Raw genomic sequence first — 25,831 nt, 5'->3', positions numbered from 1 at the left:
TCAGGACTCATCGGCTCATCCCCAGGTAGGCCTCGGTCAGCCGGTCCGTCTCCACCTCGGCGCGGGGACCGCACCAGGAGACCCGGCCCTCGGCGAGGTAGGCGACGGTGTCGGCGATGCCGAGGATCTCGGCGGCCTTCTCCTCCACCAGGAGCAGGGCCGTGCCGGCCGCACGGAGCTCGGCCAGGAGGGCGTAGACCTCGTCCACGATGCGCGGGGCGAGGCCGAGGGAGGGCTCGTCGGCGATGAGCACCTCGGGTGGCCGCTGGAGGAGCGGGGCGAGGGCCAGCATCTGCTGCTCGCCGCCGGAGAGGGAGCCGGCGGGGACGCTGCGGCGTTCGGCGAGCCGGGGGAACCGGTCGTAGACGGCGGTACGGGCGGCGGCCTCGCCTAGGTGGAGGGCGAGGTTCTCCTCGATGGTGAGGGCGGGGAAGATCCCGCGGCCCTCGGGTGCGAGGAGTACGCCCGCGCGGGCGCGCCGTACCGTTCCGTCGCGGGTGGCGTCCCGGCCGGCGATGCGGACGGTGCCGGCGGTGGTGGGCAGCAGGCCGGCCGCGACGCGGCAGGCGGTGGTCTTGCCGGCCCCGTTGGGGCCGAGCAGGGCGAGGATCTCGCCGCGTCGCACGGCCAGCCGCACCCCGTGCAGCACGACCCCGCCGTCGTACCCGGCGCTCACCCCGTCCAACTCCAGCGCGGGCACGCCGCCGTCCCGCTGCGCGGAGCGATCCCCCACCCCGCCCCTCCCCGAAACCGGGGCCAAGGCCCCCGGGCCCCCTCGGGGCTGCGCCCCGGTCCCTGCCCGGGGCTCCGCCCCAGACCCTGCCCGGGGCTGCGCTCCGGTCCCTGCCCGGGGCTCCGCCCCAGACCCCGCCTGGGGCTGCGCTCCGGTCCCTGCCCGGGGCTCCGCCCCAGACCCCGCCTGGGGCTGCGCTCCGGTCCCTGCCTGGGGCTGCGCCCCAGACCCTGCCCGGGGCTGCGCCCCAGACCCCGCCCGGGGCTGCGCCCCGGAGTTCGCTTGGGGCTGGGTCCCGGCGGCTCCCGTGCCCTCCTGCACCCCAGACCCCGCCTTGGGCTGTGCCCCGGTCGCTGCCTGGGGCTGCGCCCCGGTGGCTTCCGTGCCGGCCTGCGCTCCGGTCCCCGCCCGGGGCTCCGCCCAAGACCCCGCCTGGGGCTTCGCCCCAGGGTTCGGACCCCCGGCTCCGCCGTCGTCGGCGGTGCGGGGGTTCGGGGGCGGAGCCCCCGCCGGGTTCCGGGAGCCCCGGGCGGGGTCCGGGGCCTTGGCCCCGGTTTCGGGAAGGGGCGGGGTGGGGGAATGCCCCGCAGGGCCGCCCGCCCCGGCCCCCGCCCCCCGCACGAACCCCACGCCCGCCCTCTGCCCCGGCAATGGGGCCGGAGCAGGTCCCGCCATCGGCGCCGGAGCGGGCTCCGGCAGAGGCACCGCCCCGGCGGGGCCGACGGCGGGGCCGACGGCGGGGGAAGCCCCGGCGGAGCCGACGGCCGGGCCGGCCCCGGCGGAGCCACCCGCAGGGCCGCCCCCCGCCACCGCACGGCGACGCGCGAGCCGGACCGGGATCGCCGCGCAGTACCCGTCCGGGTCGTTCGCCAGCGCCAGGCCCGCCAGGCCGAAGAGGATCACCGGCAGGTGCGCGGACTCCGTCACGTAGTCGGCGAACAGCGGTGGCGCCGCGGCGAACACCAGCCCCGCCACCACCGCGTACTGCGGCCGCCGCAGCCCCGCCGCGACCGCCACCGCCAGCCACACCAGCCCGGTCATCGCCGTGAAGTCGGTGGCCGTGATCCGCGTGTTGTACGAGGCGTAGAGCACGCCTCCGAACCCCGCCAGCCCCGCCGACACCGTGAACAGCAGCAGTTTCGTCCGCAGGACGGACACCCCCGAGGCCATCGCCGCGGCCGGCGCGGACCGCACCGCGAGCATCGCCCGCCCCATGGGCGAGCCGCGCAGCGCCGTCAGGCCGGCCGCGGTCACGGAGACGACGAGCACCAGCGCCACGCCCAGGGCCCGGTCGTCGCCGAGGTCCACCGGCCCGATCACGGGCCGCGGGATCTCCCACCCGGAGTCGCCGTTCCGCAGCCAGCGCAGCTGGAACAGCACCTGGTCCGCCAGGAACGCCAGTGCCAGGGTGGCCAGTGCCAGCGAACGCCCGCCCAGCCGCAGCGCCGGCAGCGCGACCAGCGCGCCCAGCAGCGCAGCGACACAGGTGCCCACGGCCAGCGCGGCCACGAACGGCCAGCCCCGGCTCATCAGCAGGCCCGCCACCAGTGCCGCGCCGGTCACGAAGGTGGCCTGGGCCAGGGACACCATCGCGCCCAGGCCGGTCACCACCGTGAAGGACATGAAGACGAGCCCGACGGCCAGGCCCTGGGCCAGCAGACCGCTCCAGAAGGGGGTCGTCACGGTGTAGAAGGCCACCGCCAGCAGGACCGCCGCTGCCGCCCACGGCCCCCAGCGCCGGGCCCGCGAGGCCCCGGCCAGGTGGTCGAGCGGCGGTGGGTCGGAGGCCGCCGTGCCCGCGGCCCGGGCCCGCCGGGTCAGCACCAGCAGCCCACCGAAGAGGATGAGGAACGGGACCGCGGTCCGGAAGCCGGTGATGTCCTCCGCGAAGGAGGCGTACCCCGCGACCAGGTTCTGCAGCACCCCCAGTCCCAGTCCGCCGGCGAAGGCGAGCGGCACCGAGGCGAACCGCCCGATGACCGCCGCCGTCGCCGACACGAACAGGAACAGGGTGAAGTCGTGCGCCGACAGCCCGAGCAGCGGCGTGGCCAGCACCCCCGCCAGCCCGGCCAGCCCGGACGCGATCATCCAGGCCACCGAGGACAGCCGGTCGGCGCTGATCCCGCGCAGCTCGGTCAGCGAGCGGTTGTCCACGGCCGCCCGCAGCCGCAGCCCGAGCCGGGTGTGCCGCAGCAGCACCCACAGCCCGGCCGCCACCACCGCCGTCACCACCCAGGTGATCAGCTGGTCGGAGTCGATGCCGACCCCGTCCGCGAGCTGCCAGGACTTCGCCGGGCTCGGCCCGACCCCCGGCAGCCCGAACTGGTTCTCGGCCGGCAGGACCGGCGCCCCGGCGTCGTCCAGCAGCTCCACCACCCACAGCCCGGCCGCGGGCAGCGCCACCAGCAGACCGATGGTGGCCACGATCTGCGCCGTCTCGCCGACCCGGGCCAGCTTGCGGAACATCAGCCGGTCCAGCGCCCAGCCGAGGCCGGGCGCCAGCACGAGTACCACCAGCAGTGCGGTCGGCACGGCGGGCCAGCCCAGGCCCGAGTGCAGCTCGTAGTAGGTGAGCGCGGACACGTACGCGGTGGCGCCGTGTGCGAAGTTGAACAGCCCGGACGCCGAGTACGACAGCACCAGCCCGGTGGCGAGCAGGGCGTACAGCGCGCCGGAGACCAGGCCGCTCAGCACGAAGACGAGGAGATCCCCCATTCCGGTGACCCCTGCCCCTGGCTACTTGAAGGGGATGGGCTCGTGGCACTTGAACGGCACGGACACCTCGTACGTCCCGTTCTTCAGCTGGACCAGCGCCCCGCAGCCGAAGCTGTCCTTCTGCCCCTTGGGCAGCTTTCGGTCGCCGACGAGGGTTCCGGTGTCGGAGAAGTCCTGTGCGGCGTTCTGGAAGTGGGTCACCGTCAGGTCCCTGCCGGCCTTCTGGGCGATGGCGAGGAACAGGTCGGCCGACATGTAGCCGGTGAGCATGTGCATGTTGAGGGGGACGTCCTTGCCGCCCGCCGCGGCCTTGATGTCGGCCTTGAACCGGTCCATGGCCGGGTTCTTGGACTCGAACGGCTCGAACTGGAGCAGTACGTGCACCCCGTCGAGGGCCTGCCGGGTCGCGTCCTTGGCGAGCAGCCCGGGGTCGTAGTCGGTCGGGTCGGAGAGGACCCCCTTGTACCCGGCCCGCTTGAGGGCGGTGAACAGGCCGATGTTGTTCGGGGTCTGCATCACCGAGACGACCGCGTCCGGGGCCTTGCCGCCGTCACTGGACAGGATGTCCTTCACGTACGCCGCCCAGTCGCTGGGCACGGCCGTCGCGGGCACACTGGCCTTGGCGTAGGCGACGTCGAACCCGGCGCTGGTGAAGCCCTGCTGGAAGGTCCGGATGCCGAACTTGCCGGCGTCGCTGTCGTTGGCGATGATCGCGACCGATTTGCCCTTGGCGCCGCCCAGGACGGTGGCGATGCCCTCGGGCCAGGTCTGGTTGATCGTCCCGCCGGGGCTGGGCACCAGGCAGCCGTTGAAGCCGTAGACGTACGTCGGCCCGCAGAACGAGGGCAGCGTGCCCCAGCCGAAGGTGGGGACCTTCTCCTGCTGGAGGAAGTCGGCGCCGGAGAAGGTGACCGAGCTCATCGGCGCGACCGCGAACACCTTGTCCTGCTGGACGAGTTTGCGGGCCGCGGCCAGGTTCCTGGCCGGGTCCTGGCCGTCGTCCTCGGCGCCGATGTAGTCGATCTTCCGCCCGTTGACGCCGCCCTCGGCATTGGCTCTCATGTAGCGGGCGCGGGCGCCGAGGTCGGTGTCCTTCTTGCTGTAGCCGCTGCTGCTGGTCATCGAGACGATGCCGCCGACCTTGATCGAGTCGTCGGTGACGCCGCGGTAGAACTGACTGGAGGACGACCCGCCCTTGCCGGGATCGGTGCCGCTGTTCGAGGCGGAATTGCAGGCGGAGACGAGGGCCAGGGCCGCCGCCGTGGCGGCCAGGGTGCGGATGCGGATGCGGATCGGTCGCAACATGTCGGGTACACCCCTCCGGTCGGAATTCCCGCATTCTGTGCGCGACCTGACGGACCGTCAAGAACTTGCACAGCCGGAGTGACGATCAGTCAGAAACCGTTATCGACGGCGGTCGGCGATATCGGCGCCCCGCCCCGCAGGCTGGTAGAGCGCCGTGACCTCGGCCTCGTACGCCGTCTCGATCGCCCGCCGCTTCAGCTTCAGCGACGGGGTCAGCAGCCCCCGCTCCTCGGTGAACTGTTCCGGCAGTACCCGGAAGTCCCGGATCGACTCCGCCTGCGAGACCAGGGTGTTCGCCGCCACCACCGCCCGCCGTACCTCCGCCACCAGCTCTGCGTCCGCCACCAGCTCGGCCGGGGTCATCTGCGGACGCCGCCGCATCGACAGCCAGTGCGCCACCGCCTCCGGATCCAGGGTGACCAGGGCCGCCACGTACGGCCGGTCATTGCCGACCAGCACGCACTGAGACACCAGCGGATGCGAACGCACCCGTTCCTCCAGCGGCGCCGGCGAGATGCTCTTGCCGTTGGAGGTCACCAGGATGTCCTTCTTCCGGCCCGTGATCGTCAGGTACCCCTGTCCGTCCAGCCGCCCCAGGTCCCCGGTGGCCAGCCAGCCGCCGTGCAGCACCGCCTCCGTCGACCGGGGATCGTTGAGGTACCCGGAGAAGACGTGCCTCCCGTAGAGCCACACCTCCCCGTCCTCCGCGATGTGCACCGACGAACCCGGGATCGGCCGGCCCACCGTCCCGTACTTCGTCCCGCCCGGCGGGTTCGCAGTCGCCGCCGCACAGGTCTCGGTCAGCCCGTACCCCTCGAACACGCTGATCCCGGCACCCTCGAAGAACAGCCCGAGCCGCCGCGACATCGCCGAACCCCCCGACATCGCGTACCGCACCCGGCCGCCCAGCGCCGCCCGCACCTTCCCGTACACCAGCTTCTCGAACAGCTGGTGTTCCATCCGCAGCGCAGCCGACGGCCCCGGCCCCGTGCGGAAGGCCCGCTGCTCACGCGCCTCCGCGTACCGTACGGCGGCCTCCACTGCCCGCTCGAACGGACCGCTCCGCCCCTCCGACTCGGCCGTCCGGCGCGCCGCCGCGAAGACCTTCTCGAACACGTGCGGCACGCCCAGGATGAACGTCGGCCGGAACGCCGCCAGGTCCGGCAGCAGCTCGGCGGCCGTCAGCACCGGCTGGTGCCCCAGCTTCACCCGCGCCCGTACGGCGGCCACCTCGACCATCCGCCCGAAGACGTGCGCGAGCGGCAGGAACAGCAGCGTGGACGCCTCCCCGCCTGGCCCGGGGGCGAACACCGACTCCCACCGCTTCACCAGCGTGTCCGCCTCGAACATGAAATTGCCGTGGGTGAGCACACAGCCCTTCGGCCGGCCCGTGGTCCCCGAGGTGTAGATCACCGTCGCCACGGAATCGGGCGTGACCGCCCGGCGGTGCCGGTGCACGACCTCCTCGTCCACCTCCGCGCCGTCCGCGACCAGCCGCGCCACCGCACCGGTGTCCAGCTGCCACAGCCGCCGCAGGTGCGGCAGCCGGTCGATGACCGAGCCCACCGTCATCGCCTGGTCCTCGTCCTCGACCACGCAGGCCACGCACTCCGCGTCCCGCAGGATCCAGTGCACCTGCTCGGCCGAGGAGGTCGGGTACACCGGCACGGGCTGCGCGCCGATCGCCCACAGCGCGAAGTCGAACAGGGTCCACTCGTACCGGGTCCGGGCCATGATGGCGACCCGCTCCCCGAAGCGCACGCCCTGCGCCAGCAGCCCCTTGGCCAGCGCCAGCACCTCCGCGCACAACTGACCGGAGGTCACATCCAGCCAGACCCCCTCCGTTTTCCGGCCGAGCGCCACCCCGGACGGGTCCTTCCGGGCATGCTGGAAGACGGCATCGGCCAGCCCGCCGGCGGGCGCCTCCGTGACCACTGGTGGAACGCTGTACTCGCGCAAGGCCCCCGCTCCTCTCCGCATCGGACCGGTGACGCTATCGGTACACCCGCGTCCACCAGCACGGTTCGGTGAAACCTCCACGAGATCCACTCACCCCGGCGGCGGGTACGTCATCTCGCTCCTTACCCTCTTCCACCTCCCCGCCACACGGGTGATCGACACGGCCGTCCGGCCGCGCCCACGGCCCTGCCGCCCGGGCCGCGTACGCCCGCCGTGGTCGGCTGACGGCAGTCCCCTCGCCCGTCCGAAAGGTGATCGCCGGTGAACCGAGCCCGCACCCTCGCCACGGCCGCCCTGGTCCCGTGCCTGCTCGCGACCGCGGCGGCGGGCACGGCCGCCGGCGCCTCCCGGACCACGGCCACCGCTCCCGCTCACGCTCCTGCTTCCGCTCCCGCCGCGTAGCCCGCCCATCCGGCGGGCTACCGGCCCTCCCGGCCCAACCCCATCAACGACTTCAACGCCAAGTTCGTCAGCGCCACGTACACGCAGGACCGCGGCACGGCACAGGAGAAGTCCGTCACCTTCAAGCGCAACCAAGTCCTGCGGACCGGCTTCGTCGACCCCACCGGGCTCCCGTTCTCCGTCGCGGTGTCCCAGCCGCTCAAGTCCCTGAGCGTCGGCCCGCACACCTCCACCGTCTCGTTCACGCTCAAGGCCGAGCACTGCGACGGCCTGGGAACCGCCGGGAGGAGAACTGCCTCCCCGCAGGGACCTTCCTGTGGGCACTCGACACCCCCTTCGAGGTCGTCCCGCGCCCCGGAAAGGCAGTTCCCTCCCCAGCGGTCGCCGGACCTGCGGCGCCCGGGCCGGCGCAGGACTGAGAACGGGCCGCCGCCTGGCCCGATCCCGCGGGCGGTGATCACCATCCTCCCCGGGCCGTCTTCGCGAGCAACGGAGTTGGTAACTTCGGGATCATGGGGAGGAACGCCTGGGTGACCAGGTCTTCGGGTGGGGGCGCGCTGCTGTTCGCGGCGCTGGCCCTGTGGACACTGTTGTTCAACGTCGGCATGTCGGTGTACCGGCCGGACGTGGTCGTACTCGGGGCGGTGGCCCTGGCGCTGGCCGCCGGGTGGGTTTGGTCGGCCTCCCGGCCGATCCCGGTCACGCCACCGCGGCAGGTCGAACCGGTGCCGGCGCCGCCCGCGAAGCTGCCCTGGAAACGGCCGTTCCGGGACTTCTTCCCCCTGCTGCTGACCGTGGTCGTGCTACTGCCCGCCACGGCCGCCGTCACCGAGCTGATGAGCCGACCGGACGGCGACGACCTGAAGCGGATCGCGGCGATACAGAAGGCCGGAGCCGAAGTCACGCAGGGCACCGTCGTCGAGGTCGACCGGGTGAGGAAGAAGCCGTACAAGGAGGCCGCGGGCACCGTCGACGTCATCGTCGAGGTGCCCGGACCCGGCCCCGGAGGCGGCAGCACGGGAACCAGGCGACTGGAGGTGGCAAGCGCGGACATCGTATCCGCCTCCGGGCGCTTCCGAGGCGCGTCCGTCCAGGTGCTGCACGCCCCGACGGCGCCCGAACTGGGCGGCGTCGTGGACGGCCCCGGCCATGTCGAGCGGTACCTGGAGTCGGACTCTCCGCTCATGTTCTCCCGCACGCCCGTGACCACCTGGATCGGCCTCGGCGTCGGAGCCGTCCTCACCTTCTTCGGGTCGCTGCTGTTCATCAGGATCCCTCCGTCCGATCCCGTCCTGCGGACCCTCCGCGCGGACGCGGCCGCCGGGGCCGCGCTGCCCGCCGTCCGCGCGCGGATCGTCGCGGCCCGGCGGAACGAACACACCACGTTCGGAACGGTGGACGGCACGGTCCGGGTGCGTTCGGACCACAAGCTGCGCTTCGCGCTCGAGGACGGTTCCGAGCTGCTGATCGGCAACCCGAACCTCGAGCCGGCCGGGCTCGCCCTCCTCGCCGCGCGCATGGGAGAACGGCCCGGTTGGCTGTGCGGTGCCCGGAACTGGCGTCTGATCCGCAACGGCGAGCAGCCGGTCGCCTTCGTCACGGACGAGGGGGAAGTAGCGCTCCTGAAGATGGACCGCGAGGAATTCCAGCGGGTCATGGAGCCCGCCACTCCGGTACAGCCCGACCCGGAGCGCCGGACATGGCCCTCCCCGTGGCCCACCGTCGTGGTGCCGGGGGCCCACTGGCCCTGGCTCGGGGGCATGGCGCTGTCCTACGCGCTGGTCGTCCTCGTGCTGATGCTGCCGATGTCCTGGCTGGCCGCGTGGCTGACGACCGCACTCGCCGCGGTCGTGGCCGTGGCGGCCTGCGTGCTGCTGGTGCGGCGCCGGGCGGACCTCTCCGACCGGACGGGCCGCTGGGAGGTCCGTGCGACCCGTGACCCGGAACTCGGTCCAGCCTGACGGCTCCGACGGAGCCCGGGGGAAGCGGAGGGGGGCCGAAGGAAACGGCCCGGACGCTCGTGATCCGTACGCCCCGGGGGCAGGGCCGGCGGATCCGGGTCGGAGAGGCGGCGTCCGGTGCGGGATACGCAAGGCGTGGGGCCAGGCGGCGCGGGACCGGCCTCAAGCCGGCCGGCTGAGCCGGTCCCCACCCGACAGGATCGCCGCGGCCAGGGCCTCCGCGGCCGGGCCACCCGTGCCGCCCGGCCCGCGCAGCAGCGCGAACTCCACCGGGCCGAGCTCGGGCAGGCCCGGCACCCGGACCAGGCCCGGCGGGATCAGCCCCCGGGTGTGCGCCATCACGCCCAGCCCCGCCCGGGCCGCCGCGACCAGCCCGTTCAGGCTGCCGCTCGTACACGCGATCCGCCAGGCCCGCCCCTCCCGCTCCAGCACCTCCAGCGCCCGGGCCCGGGTGATCCCCGGCGGCGGGAAGAGGATCAGCGGCACCGGCCGGTCCGGGTCGAGCCGGAGCCCCTCCGCCCCGATCCACACCATCCGGTCCCGCCACACCAGCCGGCCGCGCTCGTCGCCCGGCCCGCGCCGCTTGGCCAGCACCAGGTCCAGGCGCCCCTCGTCCAGCCGCTCGTGCAGCGTGCCCGACAGCTCCACCGACAGTTCCAGGTCGACCTCGGGATGCTCGTGCCGGAAGCCCTCCAGGATCTCCGGCAGCCGGGTCAGCACGAAGTCCTCCGAGGCCCCGAACCGCAGCCGCCCGCGCAACCGCGTCCCGGCGAAGAACGCCGCCGCCCGCTCGTGCGCCGCCAGGATGGTCCGCGCGAACCCCAGCAGCGCCTCGCCGTCCTCGGTCAGCTCCACACTGTGCGTGTCCCGCAGGAACAGCGGCCGCCCCGTCGCCTCCTCCAGCCTTCGCACGTGCTGGCTGACCGTGGACTGCCGTACGCCGAGCCGCGCAGCGGCCTGGGTGAAGCTGAGGGTCTGCGTCACCGTGAGAAAGGTCCGCAGCTGAACAGGGTCGTACATGCCGCTCACCCTACGCCGGTCATCTCGATCCGTGATGGCAGTCAGAGCGGTGAACGGGGTTCCCGATCACCGCGGGTCCGGCGACCATGGAGTGGACCCCGCCCCACCCACCGGATGAGCTGAGCACCACACATGCGCCGCCCGCAGATCCCGTCCTGGCTGCCGCTGGACCCGTACGTCCTGGCCCTCCTCGGCACCGTCGGCCTCGCCGCCCTGTTCCCCGCCACGGGCACCGCGGCCACCGTCGCCGGCGGAGCCGCGACCGGCGCCGTGGCGCTGCTCTTCTTCCTCTACGGCGCCCGCCTCTCGACCCGCGAGGCCCTCGACGGACTCCGCCACTGGCGGCTCCACCTCACCGTCCTGGCCTGCACCTTCCTCGTGTTCCCGATGCTCGGAGTGGCCGCGGGGGCCCTCGTCCCGGGCCTCCTCGGCGCCCCCCTCCACAAGGGCCTGCTCTTCCTCTGTCTGGTCCCCTCCACCATCCAGTCCTCCATCGCCTTCACCTCGATCGCCCGTGGCAACGTCCCCGCCGCGATCTGCGCGGGCTCCTTCTCCAGCCTCGCGGGCATCTTCCTCACCCCGCTGCTCGCCGCCGCCCTGCTCGGCCGCAGCGCGGGCGGCTTCTCCCTCGACTCACTGCTGAAGATCGTCCTCCAGCTGCTGCTGCCCTTCCTGCTGGGCCAGGCGCTGCGCCCGTGGGTCGGCGGCTTCGTGGTCCGCCGCAAGAAGGTGCTCGGTTACGTCGACCGCGGCTCGATCCTGCTCGTCGTGTACGCCGCGTTCAGCGCGGGCATGGCCGCCGGGGTCTGGCGGCAGGTCAGCCCGGCCCGGCTGGGCGCGCTCATGCTCGTCGAGGCCGTACTGCTCGCGCTGATGCTGTGCGCCACCTGGTACGGCGCCCGGCGCCTCGGCTTCGGCCGGGAGGACCGTATCGCCATACAGTTCGCCGGCTCCAAGAAGAGCCTGGCCGCCGGACTTCCCATGGCCAGCGTGCTGTTCGGGGCCCAGGCGAGCCTGGCCGTGCTCCCGCTGATGCTGTTCCACCAGATGCAGCTGATGGTCTGCGCGGTGCTGGCCCGCCGCCGCGCACGGGACCCGGAGCCCGAGCTCGTCGGGGAGCGGCAGCTCGTCGGGGAGGCCGAGCCGGTCGGGGAGGCCGAGCAGCTCCCGGAGGCCGAGCGGGTCCCGGAGGCCGAGCGGGTCCCGTAGGCCGGAGCCGCCGGCCCCGCCGCGCCCGGGCCCCAACTCCCGCCCCACCGTGACCCGGAGGGCCCGGCAGCAGCTACCGTTCGGTAGTGACCTGGATACGCCCCCTCGCCGCGCACGGCCCGCGCCCCTGCACCCTCGTGGTCTGCCGCGGCTGCTGCTGCGGAACCGTCCGCAAGAACCCCGGCACCGACCACGCCGCCCAGCTGGCCCGCCTCCAGGCCGCCGCGACCGCTTCCGACGGGCGCCTGGCGGTCCGCACGGTCGACTGCCTCGGGCCGTGCGCCCAGGCCAACGTGATCGTGGTGCAGCCCACCACCGAGGCCCGCCGGCGCGGGGCCCGCGCGGCCTGGTTCGGCTGGGTCCTGGACGACACCGCCACCGACGAGATCATCGGCTGGGCCCTCGCCGGCGGCCCGGGCACCGCCACCCCGCCCCCCGGCCTCGACCTCCACCGCATCGAACCCCCGGCGCCGGAGCCGGCCAAGCGGCGGTCACGCCGCCGCTGAGGAGAACCCCGGAGAGCGGGGGACGAGGTCAGGCGGAAGCCGGCGCGGGCTCCAGCAGGATCCGCTGCTCGCCCGCGTAGATGTTCATGTCGGCGCCGCGCAGGAAGCCCACCAGCGTCAGCCCGCTCTCCGCCGCCAGGTCCACCGCCAGCGAGGACGGCGCGGACACGGCCGCCAGGACGGGTATCCCCGCCATCACCGCCTTCTGCGCCAGCTCGAACGAGGCCCGGCCGGACACCAGCAGGACCGTCCCCGCGAGCGGCAGCCGGCCGTTCCGCAGCGCCCGCCCGACCACCTTGTCGACCGCGTTGTGCCGGCCCACGTCCTCGCACAGCTCCAGCAGTTCGCCGTCCGGGGTGAACAGGCCCGCCGCGTGCAGCCCGCCCGTACGGTCGAAGACCTTCTGGGCGGCCCGCAGCCGGTCCGGGAACCCGCCCAGCCGCTCCGCACTGACCCGGACCGGGTCCTCGGCCAGCCCCCCGCCGAACCTGGTCGCCGTACGTACCGCGTCCAGACTGGCCTTGCCGCACAGCCCGCAGGAGGAGGTGGTGTACACGTTCCGCTCCAGCGAGATGTCCGGGACCGGGACCCCGTCCGCCAGCCGCACGTTGACCACGTTGTAGGTGTTGGACCCGTCCTCGCCGGCGCCCTCGCAGTACGTGACGGCGGCGACGTCCGAGGCCGCCCCCAGCACGCCCTCGCTCACCAGGAAACCCACCGCCAGTGCGAAGTCGTCGCCCGGGGTGCGCATCGTGATCGCCAGCGGCCGGCCGTTGAGCCGGATCTCCAGCGGCTCCTCCGCCACGAGCGTGTCGGGGCGCACCCCGGCGGCGCCGCCCCGGACGCGCACCACGCGCCGGCGTTCGGTGACCCGTCCCATGGCGATCAGTCCGTCCGTTCCCTTGTCGCGCCCGACGCCCCCGGTCGCGCACGACGCCGATATCCGGACCCATTGTCCTTTACGCCACCACGTGCCTCGGGACTCTCCAAATTCGGATGGTCGAATCCTGTCGGTTCACACGCACCCGTACCCACCGGTAGCAGGCCAAGCTGGACCATTCCTGCAGTCGTACGAGGGGGAAATCCGCCCATGACCGGTTCACGCGTGGTGGCGTTGGGGCACTACCAGCCAGCCAAGGCGCTGACCAACGAAGACCTCGCGGCCCTGGTCGACACCAGCGACGAATGGATCCGGTCCCGCGTCGGCATCACGACCCGGCGCGTCGCCGGCGCCGACGAGCCGGTCGACGTGCTCGCCGCGGAGGCCGCCGGCAAGGCCCTGGCCGGCGCCGGTCTCGGCCCCGACGACATCGATCTGGTCCTGGTCGCCACCTCCACCGCGATCGACCGGTCCCCGAACATGGCCGCCCGGGTCGCCGCCCGGCTCGGCATGGGCGGCGCCCCCGCCGTGATGGACCTCAACGTGGTCTGTTCCGGCTTCACCCACGCCCTCGCCACCGCCGACCACGCCATCCGGGCCGGCTCGGCCTCCCGCGCGCTGGTGATCGGCGCGGACAAGATGACCGAGGTCACCGACTGGACCGACCGCACCACCTGCGTGCTGACCGGCGACGGGGCGGGCGCCGCCGTGGTCGAGGCGTGCGACCCCGGCGAGGCGCCCGGCATCGGCCCGGTGCTGTGGGGCTCGGTCCCCGAGATGGGCCACGCCGTTCGCATCGAGGGCACCCCGCCGGTGTTCGCCCAGGAAGGCCAGTCCGTCTACCGCTGGACCACCAGCCGGCTGCCGGCCCTCGCCCGCCAGGTCTGCGAGAAGGCCGGCACGGCCCCGGAGGAACTCGCCGCCGTGGTGCTGCACCAGGCGAACCTGCGCATCATCGAGCCGCTCGCCGCCCGCATCGGGGCGGTCAACGCCGTCGTCGCCAAGGACGTCGTGGACTCCGGCAACACCTCCGCGGCCAGCATTCCGATGGCCCTGTCCAAGCTGGTCGAACGCGGCGAGATCCCGTCCGGAGCGCCCGTCCTGCTCTTCGGCTTCGGCGGCAACCTGTCGTACGCCGGCCAGGTGATCAGCTGCCCGTGAGGCCGGGGCCCGGGCCCCCGTACGGGGCGGTCCACCCGGTTCCGGCCCGGCACGCGCACCGGCCGGCCGGGCTTCCCGCACCGTGGCGGGCTATCGCGCGGAGGCCCGGGCAGCCGCACCCCGCCGCTCCGCCAGCAGCGCGCCCACCAGCACCAGCACCAGCGCCACCAGCTGCGACGCACCGCCGATCCGCATCCCTGCGGGCACCGTGGCCAGGACGAGCACCAGCGCCACGGCCCGGTACCGGACCGCGCCGATGCCCAGCACGCGGCGGAACATGATGTCCCCGGCCAGGAACAGCGCCACCCCGCCGGCCACGGCCACGGCCGGCCCGGCGTACAGGTGGTCGCCCAGGTGCCCGATGGTCTTCTTCACCCCCGCCGCGAACACGGCGATGCCGATGAGCATGGGCAGGAAGGCGTAGTAGTACGCCAGCATCGCGAGCTTGAAACGCCGCTCCGGCCGCGTCTCGGCGAAGACCTCCTCGGCCCGCCCCTCGTCGCCCACGAAGTACATCCACCACAGGGCCGAGGCCACTGCCAGCGCCAGGAAGGCGCCACCGGCGATACCGAAGGTCAGCGGCAGGCCGCCCACCCCGATACCGATCGCGATCACCGACTCGCCGAAGACGATGATCAGCAGCAGCCCGTGCCGCTCCACCAGGTGCCCGGCGCTCATCCCGCCCAACTGCTCACCGACCGTCTCCCCGGCCGCGTCCTGACCGCCCTCGCCCTCGTCCCGGCCGCGCTGCCCGGGGGCCGTGACCCGCCGCACGATCACCGGCGTCGCGAACTGGAGCAGCAGCGCCAGTACCCACAGGGCGACCGCCGGCCCGCCGTCGAAGGCCCCGGCCACGGTCACCGCCAGCGCACAGAGCACGTTGGGCAGGGCGAACCACACCACCCCGCGGCCGTGCGCCTGCGTGAACAGGGCGCCGTGCACCAGGACGGCCAGCAGGTAGCCGAGCCCGAACGCGATCCCGCCCGTGCCGAAGGCGGTGGGCACGGCCAGCGCGCACACCAGGAACGCGCCCATCGCCACCATCAGGGCCACCCGCCGTCCGGTCCGGTCGGGCGGCACCTGATTGGTCAGGTGCGCGTAGCCGCCGTACATCCAGAACAGCACGGTGAAGATCAGCACGACCTGCCCGAACCCCCGGAACGTGAGGTCGTCGGCTAGCAGCACGGTCAGCTGGGTGACGGTGAAGACGAAGACGAGGTCGAAGAAAAGCTCCAACGTGCTGACGCGGTGCTCGGTTTCCATCGGTGTGACTCCCCCCGGATCAATGGTCGACAGTTATCCGACCGGCCTGCCGTGCCTCCTGTCCACCGGGTACCAACATCCGGGCCGGTCCTGCGGCTTGCGCCCGAGGCCCTCGCGCCCCGGCGCCCGCGCACGGACCTGCAGGGCCCGCTCCGCCTCACCAGGACCGCCGCAGGCAGCTGACCACGGGATATGTGGTCGAGGAGCACCCGGAACCCCTGCTATTGTTGTCCATGTCGCCGCGGGAAACCGGGGCCGACCACCGGTCCGGGTGGCGGAATGGCAGACGCGCTAGCTTGAGGTGCTAGTGCCCTTTATCGGGCGTGGGGGTTCAAGTCCCCCCTCGGACACCAGCGGGAACCCCAGCTTCGGCTGGGGTTCCTTTGCGTTCGGGCCCTTGTTCCGGTCCGTGCTGCGGCGGAGGTCAGCGTCGTCCGGCGACGGCGACGTGGGCGATCGGGAACGACACCTGTGCCGGGTCGAGGAGTTCGGCGAGGGCCGCCTCGATCTCGGCCTCGCTGAGCAGGCCGCGTTCCACCAGCGCGGGGGTCTGTGTGATCAGGGACAGTCGGTAGAGCTCGGAGACCGGTGCGTGCGGGGTGGTGGTCGGCAGGGTCGCCTCCACCGACACGTCGCGGTAGCCGGAGCGGTGGAGGACGGACGGCGCCCGCGTCCCCCAATTCGGCTCCATCCCGTACGAGGCGCTGAGCAGCCCCCAGGCGGCCTCGATGCCGCGGCGCAGGGCCGAGGTGGCGGGCATGCCCGCACAGGGGAAGTTGGACAGCTCCTCCAGCAGGACGGTCCCGCCGGGGGCGAGCCAACGGCGCATCCGTTCCACCACGTGCTCGCGCTGCGGCAGGTGCATCAGCACGCACCGGGCGTGGATCAGGTCGAAGGACCCTTCGGGAAACCCGTCGGCGGTCACGTCGTGCCGCAGCACCCGCAGATTCCCCGGCCCGCCCGCGGGCATCAGGCTGAGGTCCAGATCGGTGGCGGTGACCTGCCCGTCCGGACACCGCGCGGCCAGCCAGTGCGCGATCGTCCCGGTCCCCGCCCCCACCTCCAGACACCGCGCCGACGGCGGCAGCCCCAGCTCCCCGATCCGCCGCTCGGATTCCGGATCGAACGCGTCGGTCAACGCCCGCAGCCGCGCCGCCTCCAACGGATTGGCGTGACCGAGCACATCGTCGTAACTCCCCGTCGCACGGGAACCACCATGGGGCACCTCAGTCATGGCCCGGACGCTACGCCCGCGGACTGCCGTGAGCGCATGTCCACCGGCGCACGGCGCGGTCCCTTCACCCGCTCGGGTCCGCCGCGAGCGCCCCGCGGGAGGACGGGCCTCCCGCGGGGTGGGGATCACATGCCCAGGACGAGCAGGTGGGCCGAGCGTTCGTACGGGGTGAACGGGGTGAAGGCGTGCGGCAGGGCCAAGGTGGTGGGCTCGTCGGCGCCCGGGTACGGGGCGTCGAAGAGGTAGGCCGTATCCGAGGCCGGGTCGCTCACCAGGTGGGGGCCCGTGGCCGAGGGCCCTCGCGCCGGCAGCGGGGTACGGAAGACGCTGCGGAGGTGGCGGAGGGCGTCCGGGCCGGTCCGGGCGGCGGGGGCGACGTCCGGGGGTAAGGCGCCGGTCAGCAGGAGGGCCAGCAGGACCGGCACCGTCTTGCGGCGCAGGGCGCCGGTGGCCGCGTGCAGCCGGTGGGCGTGGGCGGCCGGCAGGGACAGGGCCAGGGAGCCGGCCTCGCCGCCGGTGGCGATCGGCACCGCCGAGCAGACCACGCCGGGGGAGTACTCCCGCAGGTCGAAGACCGGGTCGCCGGGGGCCACCGAGTCCAGCGCGGTGAACAGCACCCGGCTGTCGGTGATCGTGTGGGCGGTCAGCCGGGCCGGCTTGTGGCGGGCCACGTGGTCGGCCCGGCCGTCGGGGTCGAGCTGGGTGAGCAGGCACTTGCCGACCGCGCTGGCGTGCGCGGCCATCCTGAAGTCGAACCATTCCTCGACCGGCGGTGCGGCCGGGCCGTCCGCCATCTGGGTGATCCGGACCTCGCCCTCCGCGTACCGGCTCAGGTACACGGCCGCTCCGGCGCTGTCCCGGGCCAGGGCCAGGGTGTGCTGGAGCTGGGCCGCCAGGCCGTGTCCGCCGGGGGCAGCCAGCCGTTCCAGGGCCGGTCCGGGGGTGAGGATGCCCTGCGCGGTGCGGTGGGCGAACTGCTCCTCGCACAGCATGGCCAGCATCCGGCCGAGTTCGGGGCCGGTCAGGCCGGCCTCCCGGCCCAGCCGGTCGCCGGGTACGCCCTGGGGGTGGCGCTGCAGGGCGTGCACGAGGTCCAGCGCGCGCCGCGCCTCCTCCGCCGAGCGGGTTCCGCCGTCGCTCACGGGGGTCCGCTGCGCCGCGGCGGTCAGCGCGGGGTGCCGTAGCGGGCCGGGGGAAGGAGAAGCGGACGGCGGAGGGGAAGCGCAAGGGGAAGGGGAGTGCCGGGGGTGCGGTGGGCTCGGCGGGCCGGTGTGGCCGGTCCGTGCCGGACCCGCACCGGATCTCGGTGCCGGAGCCGCGTCCGGGCCGGTCTGCGGACCCGGCCCCGGTCCGGCGGCCCCGGGCGCCGGTGTCGTGGCCGTCGGCGCCGCTCCTGCTGCGGCTCCTGCTGCCGCTGTCGACGCCGCTGCCGGGACCAGAGTGGGGAGGGCACGTTCCAGCCCCCGGCGGGGCAGCGGCACCAGGCCCAGGTCGGCGTCGTCGAGCTGGACGACGTATCTGCGGACCGCGGTCTGGCCGTGGACCAGAGGTTCGCGTGCCTCGCGAGTGGTCGGCGGGGTGAAGCCGCCGCGCACCAGCTCCTGCGCCCAGATCGCGGCGTCCTCGTGCTCCCCGCGCCGCGAGTGGTCCAGGAACAGGCAGTACGCGCCCTGCTCGCTGCCGGATCCGGCGGTGAACTGCCACCAGAACCGGGCCCCGTCCCGCAGCCCGGCCAGGTGCAGCAGGCAGGCGAAGACCTGTGCGCCGTCCAGGTCGGTGTGCCCGCCGGTGATGAACGCGGCCAGGTCGGACACCGCCCCGGGCGCGCACACCGCGGCCATGCTCAGTGCCTTCAGGTCCCGCCAGGCGCGCTCGGCGTCCACCGGGGCGTCCTGCGCCGGGTCGCTCCAGGCGGCCCGGACCGGGTCCGGGCCGGGCCCGGTGCCTGGGTCGGAACCGCCGGAGAGGCGCGCGCAGGACCCGGGCCTGGCGGCCCGGGCGCGCAGCAGCCGCGCCTCCGCGGCGGCGAGGTCGTAATGCGGGTAGCGGTCGCGGACTCCCGCCCGGGCCAGGAACTCGGCGAGCGAGCGGGGCCGGGGGGCGCCGTGCGGCGGGTACCGGTCGTTCATGACTCCTGCTCCTCGCCCCGCACCCCGGAACCGGGCGTGTCGAGCAGTCGTGCGAGCCGCCGGAGGGCCTGGCTGAGATGGGAGCGGAGGGTGGCCTCCTCCACGCCCATGACCGCGGCCGCCTCACCGGTGGTGCAGTGCAGTCCGTACCGGAGCAGCACGGCGTCCCGCTGGCGCTCGGCCAGGCGGGACACCGCGGAGTAGAAGCGGATGGTGTCGGTCAGCACCTCGTACGGATCGACGGCCGCCTCCTTCAGGGCCGCCTCGAAGGCCGTGATGTCCATCGGCGTCGCACGCCGGTTCCGTTTGCGTTGTTGGTCCACGATCCGGTGTTTGAGCACCGTCCAGGCGTAGGCCTCCAGTCGGTCCATGTGCAGCATCCGCAGCCACTCGTTCATGATCGCTTCGAACGTGGCGTCCACCGCGTCCTCCGCGTCGTCGTCCGAGCCGAGCTGGAGATACGCGAATCTCATGTACGCGGGCCGCCGATCCGTGTGGAAGGCCCAGTACGACAGTCGTGCGCTCGGCTGCCACTGACTCATGGGCGTGGGCTGCCGTTGTCGCCGGCTGGGCAAACCCACGACCCCACTGGACTCCTCCGGTCCACCATCGGTCAACGTTCCACCTTCCCCTCGGGACACGGGAGGCATAGGCCTCCACCATGACAACGCTCGGGGGTCACGGAGTGTACAGAGAAGGACACTGGTGGCATTACGTTCGGTGATGACCGCCCGCTGATCGGTTCCGACCGGCGGACCGCGGACCGGCGCAGTCCAGCGGTTCGATACCATGAGCCCCTTCGCGACCGGTCACACACCGCATATATGAATGGAGCATCCGAGGATGGCTCGACACCTGATCACCAGCGCGCTTCCGTACATCAACGGGATCAAGCACCTGGGCAACATGGTCGGGTCGATGCTTCCGGCGGATGTGTACTCCCGGTACCTCCGCCAGCGCGGCCACGACGTCCTGTACATCTGCGCCACCGACGAGCACGGCACCCCGGCCGAGCTCGCCGCCAAGGAGGCCGGCCTCTCCGTCGCCGACTTCTGCGCGCAGGCGCACGAGGCCCAGAAGGCGGTCTACGACGGCTTCGAGCTGTCCTTCGACTACTTCGGCCGCAGCTCCTCGCAGCAGAACCGCGAGATCACCCAGCACTTCGCCCGGCAGCTGCAGAAGAACGGGTTCATCGAGGAGCGCGCGATCCGGCAGGTCTACTCGCCGGTCGACGGCCGTTTCCTCCCGGACCGCTACGTCGAGGGCACCTGCCCGCACTGCGGCTACGACAAGGCCCGCGGCGACCAGTGCGAGAACTGCACCCGCGTGCTGGACCCGACCGACCTGATCGACCCGCGCTCGGCGATCTCCGGCTCCACCGACCTGGAGGTCCGCGAGACCAAGCACCTCTTCCTGCTCCAGTCCAAGCTGCAGCACGAGGTCGAGGCGTGGGTCGCCCAGCACGAGGACGAGTGGCCGCAGCTGGCCTCCTCCATCGCCCGCAAGTGGCTGACCGAGGGCCTGCACGACCGCGCGATCACCCGCGACCTCGACTGGGGCGTCCCGGTCCCGGCCGACACCTGGCCGGAGCTGGCCGCCGAGGGCAAGGTCTTCTACGTCTGGTTCGACGCGCCCGTCGAGTACATCGGCGCGACGAAGGAGTGGTCGGACGCCGCCCCCGCCGACGGCGAGCACCGCGACTGGAAGTCCTGGTGGTTCGAGGCCCAGGACGTCCGCTACACCCAGTTCATGGCCAAGGACAACGTCCCGTTCCACACGGTCATGTTCCCGGCCACCGAGCTGGGCGTGCGCGAGCCGTGGAAGATGGTCGACTACGTCAAGGCCTTCAACTGGCTGACGTACTACGGCGGCAAGTTCTCCACCTCGCAGAAGCGCGGCGTCTTCACCGACCAGGCGCTGGAGATCCTGCCCGCCGACTTCTGGCGCTACTTCCTCATCGCCAACGCCCCCGAGTCCGACGACTCCTCCTTCACGTGGGAGCACTTCGCCGCCACGGTCAACAAGGACCTCGGCGGCACCCTCGGCAACTTCGTCAACCGCGTGCTCACCTTCTCCCGAAAGAAGTTCGGCGACGAGGTCCCCGCGGGCAGCCCGGCGGGCGAGGTGGAGGCGAAGCTCGGCGAGCAGATCGCCGAACTGCTGGCCGAGTACGAGGGCCACATGGAGACCCTGCAGTACCGCAAGGCCGCGGCCGCGCTGCGCGCCCTGTGGTCCGCCGGCAACGCCTACCTGGACGAGAAGGCCCCCTGGCTGGAGGTCAAGACCGACCTCGACGGCGCGGCCCTCACCCTGCGCACGGCGATGAACCTGATCCACCTCTACTCGGTGGTCTCGGAGCCCTTCATCCCGGCCTCGGCGCGCGTCATGCGCTCGGCGTTCGAGCTCGCCGACGACACCGCGACCTGGGTGACCCCGGAGCAGGCCCGCTCCCTGGACGCGGTCCCGGCCGGCACCCCGTTCACCGTGCCGCCGGTGCTCTTCGCGCGGATCGCCGAGGAGGACCTGGAGTCCTACCGCGAGCGCTTCGGAGGCTCGCCGGAGGCCTGAGCCCGCCGGCAGTGACGTCCCCAGGGGCGCGACCCGTACCGCGGGGTCGCGCCCCTGGGCGTTCCATGTCCAGGGCGGGGAGGGCCGGGCCGCCTCCGGCGGAGTTCACCGGGGTAGGGGAAACCCGACCGTGAAGTGTCCACCTGGGTGTGCAGACCCCGCCGGGTGCCGGCGGCTGCAATGGCCGTATGGACTCCTCCCGTTGCTCGCATCGTTCCGGTCGTTCCGGTCGTTCCGTTCGTTCCGGTCGCTCGTGGTGGGCCCTCGGCTGGCTGCTCGCGGCCGGGTGGGCGCTGTCCTTCCCCCTCGTCTCGGAGCTGCCGCCGCACCGCCTGTGGGGCTGGTGCGCGGGCACCGGGTACCTGGCCGCGGCCGGCGCCACCCTGCTGCGCCGCCCCCGGACCGGCCTCGGGGCGGCCCTGCTGGGGGCCGTCGTCGTACCGCTGGTGTACCTGGTGCTGACCGGCCAGGGGCAGTCCGAGGTGGCCGTCATCGAGCGGTCCGGGCGGCTGCTGCTGGAGTCCGGCACGCCCTACGTGGAGCGGCCCGGGCCGGTCGCGGACTACAACCCGTACCTGCCGGGCATGGCCCTGCTCGGCCTGCCCCGGGCCGTGCTCGGCGCCGACGGATGGGTGCCGCGGCTGCTGGGCGACGCCCGGATGTGGTGTGCGGCGGCGCTGTTCGGCGGGATGTGGGGCGGCCGGCGGCTGCTGGGCGCCCGCGGGCCGGGGCTGCGGGGGGCGGCTCCGGCGCTGGTCGCCTCCCCGGTGGTGGCGCTGCCACTGGCGGTCAGCGGGGTGGACCTGCCGCTGGCCGGGCTGTGCTGCCTGGCGCTGGCCGCCGCCGCGGCCGGGCGGCCGGTGCTCGCGGGGGCCGTACTGGCCGGGGTGTGCGCGCTCAAGTGGACGGCCTGGCCCGCCGTTCCGGTCGCGGTGGTGCTGCTGGCCGCGGTGCACGGGTGGCGCGCGGCGGTCCGGTGCGGGGCGCTCGCGGTGGCCGGGACGGCCGTACCGGTGCTGCCGGCCGTGCTCCTCCAGCCGCGCGAGCTGGTCCGACAGGTGTTCGCCTTCCCGGCCGGGCGGGCTGACGTTCCGACCCCGGCGAGCAGTCCGCTCCCGGGCCGGCTGATCACCGAACTCCTGCCGTACGGCTGGTGGCTGACGGTGGGTCTGCTGCTCGTCGGCGGCGCGGCGGTGGCGCTGTCGCTGGTGCTGCGGCCGCCGCGGACGGTGGTCGCGGCCGCGGACCGGCTCGCGGCCGGGCTGACGGTGGCTTTCCTGCTCGCCCCGGCCGGGCGCTTCGGCTACCTGGCGCTTCCGGTACTGCTGGTGTTGTGGGCCCGGTGGGCGGGCGGGGCGAGGGGGCCGTCGGTCTCCCGCGTCGTCGCCGGTCGGGTGGGCGGTCAGGCCGGGCGGAAGGCGGTGGCCCGGACCGTGGTGCCGCAGAGGGCGAAGTTCCCGCCGTCGTCCGGGGCCAGCTGGAGCAGGCCGCCCGCGACGCCCACGACCAGCGAGGGCGCGGCGAACGGTTCGGCACCGGAGGCGCAGTACCCGTCGGCCTCGCCGAGCACCGGGACGAACGACATGGTGGTCGCGGCCATGCCTCCGACGGGCAGTTGAACCGTACGGGCGGTGCCCTGGCGGAGCACGGTGAGGGGCTTGTTCCGGTCGGGGGATCCCTGGCCGGCCAGGGCGAAGGTGGGATGGCTCTTGAGGGTGCAGGCTGTCGGGCCTTCGTTGAGGACGGTGATCCGGAACCGGGTGGCGCCCTGGCGCTCGGCGCCGTCGGCCACGAGTTGGCTGTTGCGGCAGGGGGCGGTGGGCTGGGCGGGGGCGGCGGACGCGGCTTCCGGTGCGGCCGCTGCCATGGCCGGTCCGGCGGTGGCCGTGCAGCCGGCCAGGACGGCGGCTGCGAGGAGGGCGCGGGCCCTCGTGCGTGCACGGGTCATGGTTCTGCTCCACGGGGGTGAGGGGAACCGGCCCGGGGGCCGGCCCGGGCTCGGCGCGCTGCGGCGCGGGCGTCCCGCCGGGCCATCGCCGGGCCATCGCCGGGCGATCGCCGGGCCCGTCGCGGCGGCGACGTCCGTTCCAGCGTGGCACCGTCCTGCGTTCGCTGCGCGTTGGCGGCGTGGCGTGTGAGTGCGGCCGTCGTGCGTGCCACCGTGCCGGCGCCCGTCGCCGTGGGGGTGCCGGCCGTTGCCACGGCCGTGGGGCGGGCGCGCCGGCCCCCCGCGGCCGGCCGTGTGGGCGCGGGCGTGCCGGCCCACCCCGCCGGCCGTGTGGGCGCGGGCGTGCCGGCCCACCCCGCCGGCCGTGTGGGCGCGGGCGCGCCGGCCCACCCCGCCGGCCGTGTGGGCAGTCGTGCCGCAGGGCGGCACGGGTGGGCACACGGCACCCCGGTCCCGCGAGGGTTCGCGCAGCCTTCCCCCGCCCCGGTCCGGCTGCGTTCGGACCCCGTCCGGGCGGAGCTGCGCTCGGGGCTGTGCCGGGTCCGGCGGAGCCACCGCCCTGGCCGGGCGGCGCTGCGGCTGCGGCGGAGCCGAGGCAACGCTTCGGTGGGGCGGGAGCGCTGCCCGCTGGGCGGCGTTCCGGTGTGCCCACCCGTTCCGCCCTGCGGAACGCCTGCCCACACCTCCGGCGGAGGTGCCTGCCCACACCTCGGCGGAGGTCGCCCACACCTCCGGCGGAGGCCGCCCACACCTCAGCGGAGGTCGCCCCACGCCTCGGCGGAGGCAACGCACGCCTCGGCGGAGGCAACGCACGCCTCGGCGGAGGCCGCCCACGCCTCGGGGGAGGTGGGGCCCGCCCGGAGCGCAGGGGTCAGGCGGGGGCGGAGCCGCGTAGGTGGGCGAGGACGGCCAGGACCCGGCGGTTGCCCTCCGCCGGGTCGAGGTCCAGCTTCGCGAAGATGCTGCTCGCGTGTTTGACGACGGCGGCCTCGGTGACGAACAGGCGGGCCGCGACGGCCTGGTTGTTGAGGCCCTCCGCCATCAGGGCCAGGACCTCCCGCTCGCGCGGGGTGAGCCGGGCCAGCGGGTGTTCCGCGGACCGGTGGCTGATGAGGACCCGGACCACTTCCGGGTCGAGCACCGTCTGGCCGACGGCCACCCGCTCCAGCGCGTCGAGGAACTCGTCGACCTCGCCGACCCGGTCCTTGAGGAGATAGCCCAGCCCGCCCGCGACGCGGCCACGGCCGCCGCCACCGCCATCGCCGCCGAACAGGCGCGCCGCGTACGCCGTGGCCACGTACTGGGACAGCACGAGCACCGGCAACGACGGGTCGGCGCAGCGGAGTTCGAGAGCCGCCCGCAGACCCTCGTCGCGGAAGTCCGGCGGCATCCGGACATCGGTGACGACCACGTCGGGCCGTTCCTCCGCCACCGCACGCCGGAGTGACTCCGCGTCACCGACCGCCGCGACCACCTCGTGTCCGCTACGGGTCAGCACCTCCGCGAGACCCGCCCGCAGCAGGACGGAATCCTCGGCCAGGATCAGCCGGAGCACGGAACCTCCACACGCAGGACCGTCGGCCCGCCCACCGGGCTCGACACCACCAGTCTGCCCCGCAGCACCGCCAACCGGTCGGCCAGGCCCGCCAGTCCGGCCCCGGCGGCCGGATCGGCACCGCCGCGGCCGTCGTCCGTCACGGTGATCGTCAGTGTGCCGTCCGCCACCCGGCCGCCGACCTCGACCCTCGACGCGCCGCTGTGCTTCGCCGCGTTGGCGAGGGCCTCCGTCACCGTGAAGTACGCGGTGGCCTCGACCGGTCCGGGCAGCCGCGGCACCCCGTCCAGGTCGACCGCGACGGGCACCGGATGCCGCAGGGCCACTTCCGCCACCGCCGCCGCCAGCCCGTGGTCGGACAGCACCTGCGGGTGGATGCCCCGCACCAGGTCCCGCAGTTGGGCCAACGCCTGCTTGGCCTCGGCCCGGCCCCGGGCCACCAGCTCCGCGGCCCCGCCGGCCTCCGGGACCCCGCGCAGCTCCCGCTCCGCCAGGCCCAGCGTCATGCTCAGCGCCACCAACTGCTGCTGCGCCCCGTCGTGCAGGTCTCGTTCGATCCGCCGCCGTTCCGCTTCGAAGGCGTCCACCAGCCGTACCCGTGACCGGGTCAGCTCCAGCACCCGGGCGTCCTCCTCGCGCGGCCCGAGCAGCGCCCGCGCCACCCCGGTCTGGGCCCCGGCCAGCAGAGCGGCCGCGTACGCCGCCACCACCAGCCCCAGCAGCCCGGCGGCGGTGCCGGCCAGCCCCTCCAGGGGCCCGGAGACCGCCCGGCCGGGGATCAGCATCACCGATTCCGGTGCGAGGGCCCACACGATCACCGGGGTGGCGACCAGGATGCCGGAGAACGCGAGCAGCGCGGCCACCCCGAACCCGGCCGGGCCGAACACCAGCCCGAGCAGGGCCGCGTACCCCAGTTCCCGCCAGGTGGCGCGTTCCCGCAGCCGGGTCCGCAGCCAGGCCGCCGGCCCGGCCCCGGCGAGCGGAACGTGCGGGTCCGGCACAGGCTCCCGCTCCACCAGCCGCAGCCGTCTCCGCTCCAGTGCGCCCACCGGGACCGCGCCCGCCACCGCGGCGGTGAGCAGCACCAGCCCGATGCCCAGCGGGGACAGCACCAGCCCGGCGCCGACCAGTACGGCCAGCGCGGTCAGCACGACGTACCCGACCAGCGCCCCGGAGACCAGCAGGGCCCAGCACCGCAGCGGCCACGGGGACAGCAGGAACCCGCGGGGCCCGTTCCGTACCACCTGCCCGAGTGCGACGGGCGGTTCGGGCATGTGTACGGT

At 74.1% G+C, this 25,831-nt stretch carries 17 protein-coding genes, 1 tRNA gene and 1 pseudogene; 8 read left to right on the top strand and 11 right to left on the bottom strand.

Annotated elements, in window-relative coordinates; genetic code table 11:
* Nucleotides 1–7: 7 nt before the first annotated feature.
* The 3 genes from AC067U_RS02395 to AC067U_RS02385 all read right to left on the bottom strand — a co-directional run bounded on the left by AC067U_RS02395 (nt 8) and on the right by AC067U_RS02385 (nt 6,733).
* On the bottom strand, nt 8–3,448 hold the full coding sequence (locus tag AC067U_RS02395; protein ID WP_478827718.1) for an ABC transporter permease subunit: 3,441 nt from the start codon (nt 3,446–3,448) through the stop codon (nt 8–10).
* Between the two features lie 21 nt (nt 3,449–3,469).
* Nucleotides 3,470–4,753: an ABC transporter substrate-binding protein gene (locus AC067U_RS02390; protein WP_478827717.1), complete on the bottom strand. Its 1,284-nt coding sequence runs from the start codon at nt 4,751–4,753 to the stop codon at nt 3,470–3,472.
* A 99-nt stretch (nt 4,754–4,852) separates the two neighbouring features.
* Nucleotides 4,853–6,733 (bottom strand): AMP-dependent synthetase/ligase, encoded by a 1,881-nt coding sequence (locus AC067U_RS02385; RefSeq protein WP_478827716.1) that lies wholly within the window; start codon nt 6,731–6,733, stop codon nt 4,853–4,855.
* Nucleotides 6,734–6,973: 240 nt separating this feature from the next.
* Between AC067U_RS02385 and AC067U_RS02380 the strand changes: the two genes are divergently transcribed.
* Nucleotides 6,974–7,114, top strand: coding sequence for a hypothetical protein (locus AC067U_RS02380; protein ID WP_478827715.1), 141 nt, complete (start codon nt 6,974–6,976; stop codon nt 7,112–7,114).
* A 530-nt stretch (nt 7,115–7,644) separates the two neighbouring features.
* Nucleotides 7,645–9,075 carry a hypothetical protein gene (locus AC067U_RS02375; RefSeq protein WP_478827714.1) on the top strand — a complete coding sequence of 477 codons (1,431 nt, stop codon included), beginning with the start codon at nt 7,645–7,647 and terminating at the stop codon, nt 9,073–9,075.
* Nucleotides 9,076–9,237: 162 nt separating this feature from the next.
* Here the strand turns inward: AC067U_RS02375 and AC067U_RS02370 are convergent, their stop codons facing one another.
* Nucleotides 9,238–10,095, bottom strand: a complete 858-nt coding sequence (locus AC067U_RS02370) for a LysR substrate-binding domain-containing protein (RefSeq protein ID WP_478827713.1) — start codon at nt 10,093–10,095, stop codon at nt 9,238–9,240.
* A 132-nt stretch (nt 10,096–10,227) separates the two neighbouring features.
* Between AC067U_RS02370 and AC067U_RS02365 the strand changes: the two genes are divergently transcribed.
* Together AC067U_RS02365 and AC067U_RS02360 are read left to right on the top strand one after the other, a co-directional pair.
* Nucleotides 10,228–11,304: a bile acid:sodium symporter family protein gene (locus AC067U_RS02365; RefSeq protein WP_478827712.1), complete on the top strand. Its 1,077-nt coding sequence runs from the start codon at nt 10,228–10,230 to the stop codon at nt 11,302–11,304.
* A gap of 86 nt (nt 11,305–11,390) precedes the next feature.
* Nucleotides 11,391–11,810 carry an NAD(P)H-dependent oxidoreductase subunit E gene (locus tag AC067U_RS02360; protein ID WP_478827711.1) on the top strand — a complete coding sequence of 140 codons (420 nt, stop codon included), beginning with the start codon at nt 11,391–11,393 and terminating at the stop codon, nt 11,808–11,810.
* 28 nt (nt 11,811–11,838) lie between these two features.
* On the opposite strand, the gene fdhD is transcribed toward AC067U_RS02360, so the two are convergent.
* Nucleotides 11,839–12,690 (bottom strand): formate dehydrogenase accessory sulfurtransferase FdhD, encoded by an 852-nt coding sequence (gene fdhD / locus AC067U_RS02355; protein WP_478827710.1) that lies wholly within the window; start codon nt 12,688–12,690, stop codon nt 11,839–11,841.
* 210 nt (nt 12,691–12,900) lie between these two features.
* On the opposite strand from fdhD, the gene AC067U_RS02350 reads away from it, so the two are divergent.
* The gene (locus AC067U_RS02350; protein ID WP_478827709.1) at nt 12,901–13,851 is read left to right on the top strand and encodes a beta-ketoacyl-ACP synthase III; all 951 of its coding nucleotides are present in this window, start codon (nt 12,901–12,903) and stop codon (nt 13,849–13,851) included.
* A 90-nt stretch (nt 13,852–13,941) separates the two neighbouring features.
* Here AC067U_RS02350 and AC067U_RS02345 read toward each other — a convergent pair whose 3' ends face one another.
* The gene (locus AC067U_RS02345; RefSeq protein ID WP_478827708.1) at nt 13,942–15,114 is read right to left on the bottom strand and encodes a low temperature requirement protein A; all 1,173 of its coding nucleotides are present in this window, start codon (nt 15,112–15,114) and stop codon (nt 13,942–13,944) included.
* A gap of 265 nt (nt 15,115–15,379) precedes the next feature.
* Between AC067U_RS02345 and AC067U_RS02340 the strand changes: the two genes are divergently transcribed.
* Nucleotides 15,380–15,467, top strand: a tRNA-Leu gene (locus AC067U_RS02340).
* A 71-nt stretch (nt 15,468–15,538) separates the two neighbouring features.
* Here AC067U_RS02340 and AC067U_RS02335 read toward each other — a convergent pair.
* The 3 genes and pseudogenes from AC067U_RS02335 to AC067U_RS02325 form a co-directional block, all read right to left on the bottom strand.
* On the bottom strand, nt 15,539–16,348 hold the full coding sequence (locus AC067U_RS02335; protein WP_478827707.1) for a class I SAM-dependent methyltransferase: 810 nt from the start codon (nt 16,346–16,348) through the stop codon (nt 15,539–15,541).
* A 398-nt stretch (nt 16,349–16,746) separates the two neighbouring features.
* A pseudogene (locus tag AC067U_RS02330) lies at nt 16,747–17,490 on the bottom strand (IclR family transcriptional regulator domain-containing protein); the annotation flags it as partial.
* Between the two features lie 983 nt (nt 17,491–18,473).
* Entirely contained in the window at nt 18,474–19,019 is a 546-nt protein-coding gene (locus AC067U_RS02325) for an RNA polymerase sigma factor (protein ID WP_478827706.1), read from the bottom strand.
* Between the two features lie 301 nt (nt 19,020–19,320).
* Here AC067U_RS02325 and metG point away from each other — a divergent pair, with 301 nt between their 5' ends.
* Nucleotides 19,321–21,045 (top strand): methionine--tRNA ligase, encoded by a 1,725-nt coding sequence (gene metG, locus AC067U_RS02320; RefSeq protein ID WP_478827705.1) that lies wholly within the window; start codon nt 19,321–19,323, stop codon nt 21,043–21,045.
* 188 nt (nt 21,046–21,233) lie between these two features.
* Nucleotides 21,234–22,664 carry a glycosyltransferase 87 family protein gene (locus AC067U_RS02315; RefSeq protein WP_478827704.1) on the top strand — a complete coding sequence of 477 codons (1,431 nt, stop codon included), beginning with the start codon at nt 21,234–21,236 and terminating at the stop codon, nt 22,662–22,664.
* Between the two features lie 1,200 nt (nt 22,665–23,864).
* Here the strand turns inward: AC067U_RS02315 and AC067U_RS02310 are convergent.
* Complete coding sequence (locus tag AC067U_RS02310; protein WP_478827703.1) at nt 23,865–24,548, bottom strand: response regulator transcription factor; 684 nt, start codon at nt 24,546–24,548, stop codon at nt 23,865–23,867.
* Complete coding sequence (locus AC067U_RS02305) at nt 24,536–25,822, bottom strand: sensor histidine kinase (protein ID WP_478827702.1); 1,287 nt, start codon at nt 25,820–25,822, stop codon at nt 24,536–24,538. The genes AC067U_RS02310 and AC067U_RS02305 overlap by 13 nt, the downstream gene beginning before the upstream one ends.
* Nucleotides 25,823–25,831: the final 9 nt, after the last annotated feature.

The sequence above is a fragment of the Streptomyces sp. NPDC043853 genome, from assembly GCF_056436025.1.
The sequence above is the reverse complement of the archived record's forward strand: the minus strand, read 5'-3'. Positions and strand labels throughout refer to the sequence as shown.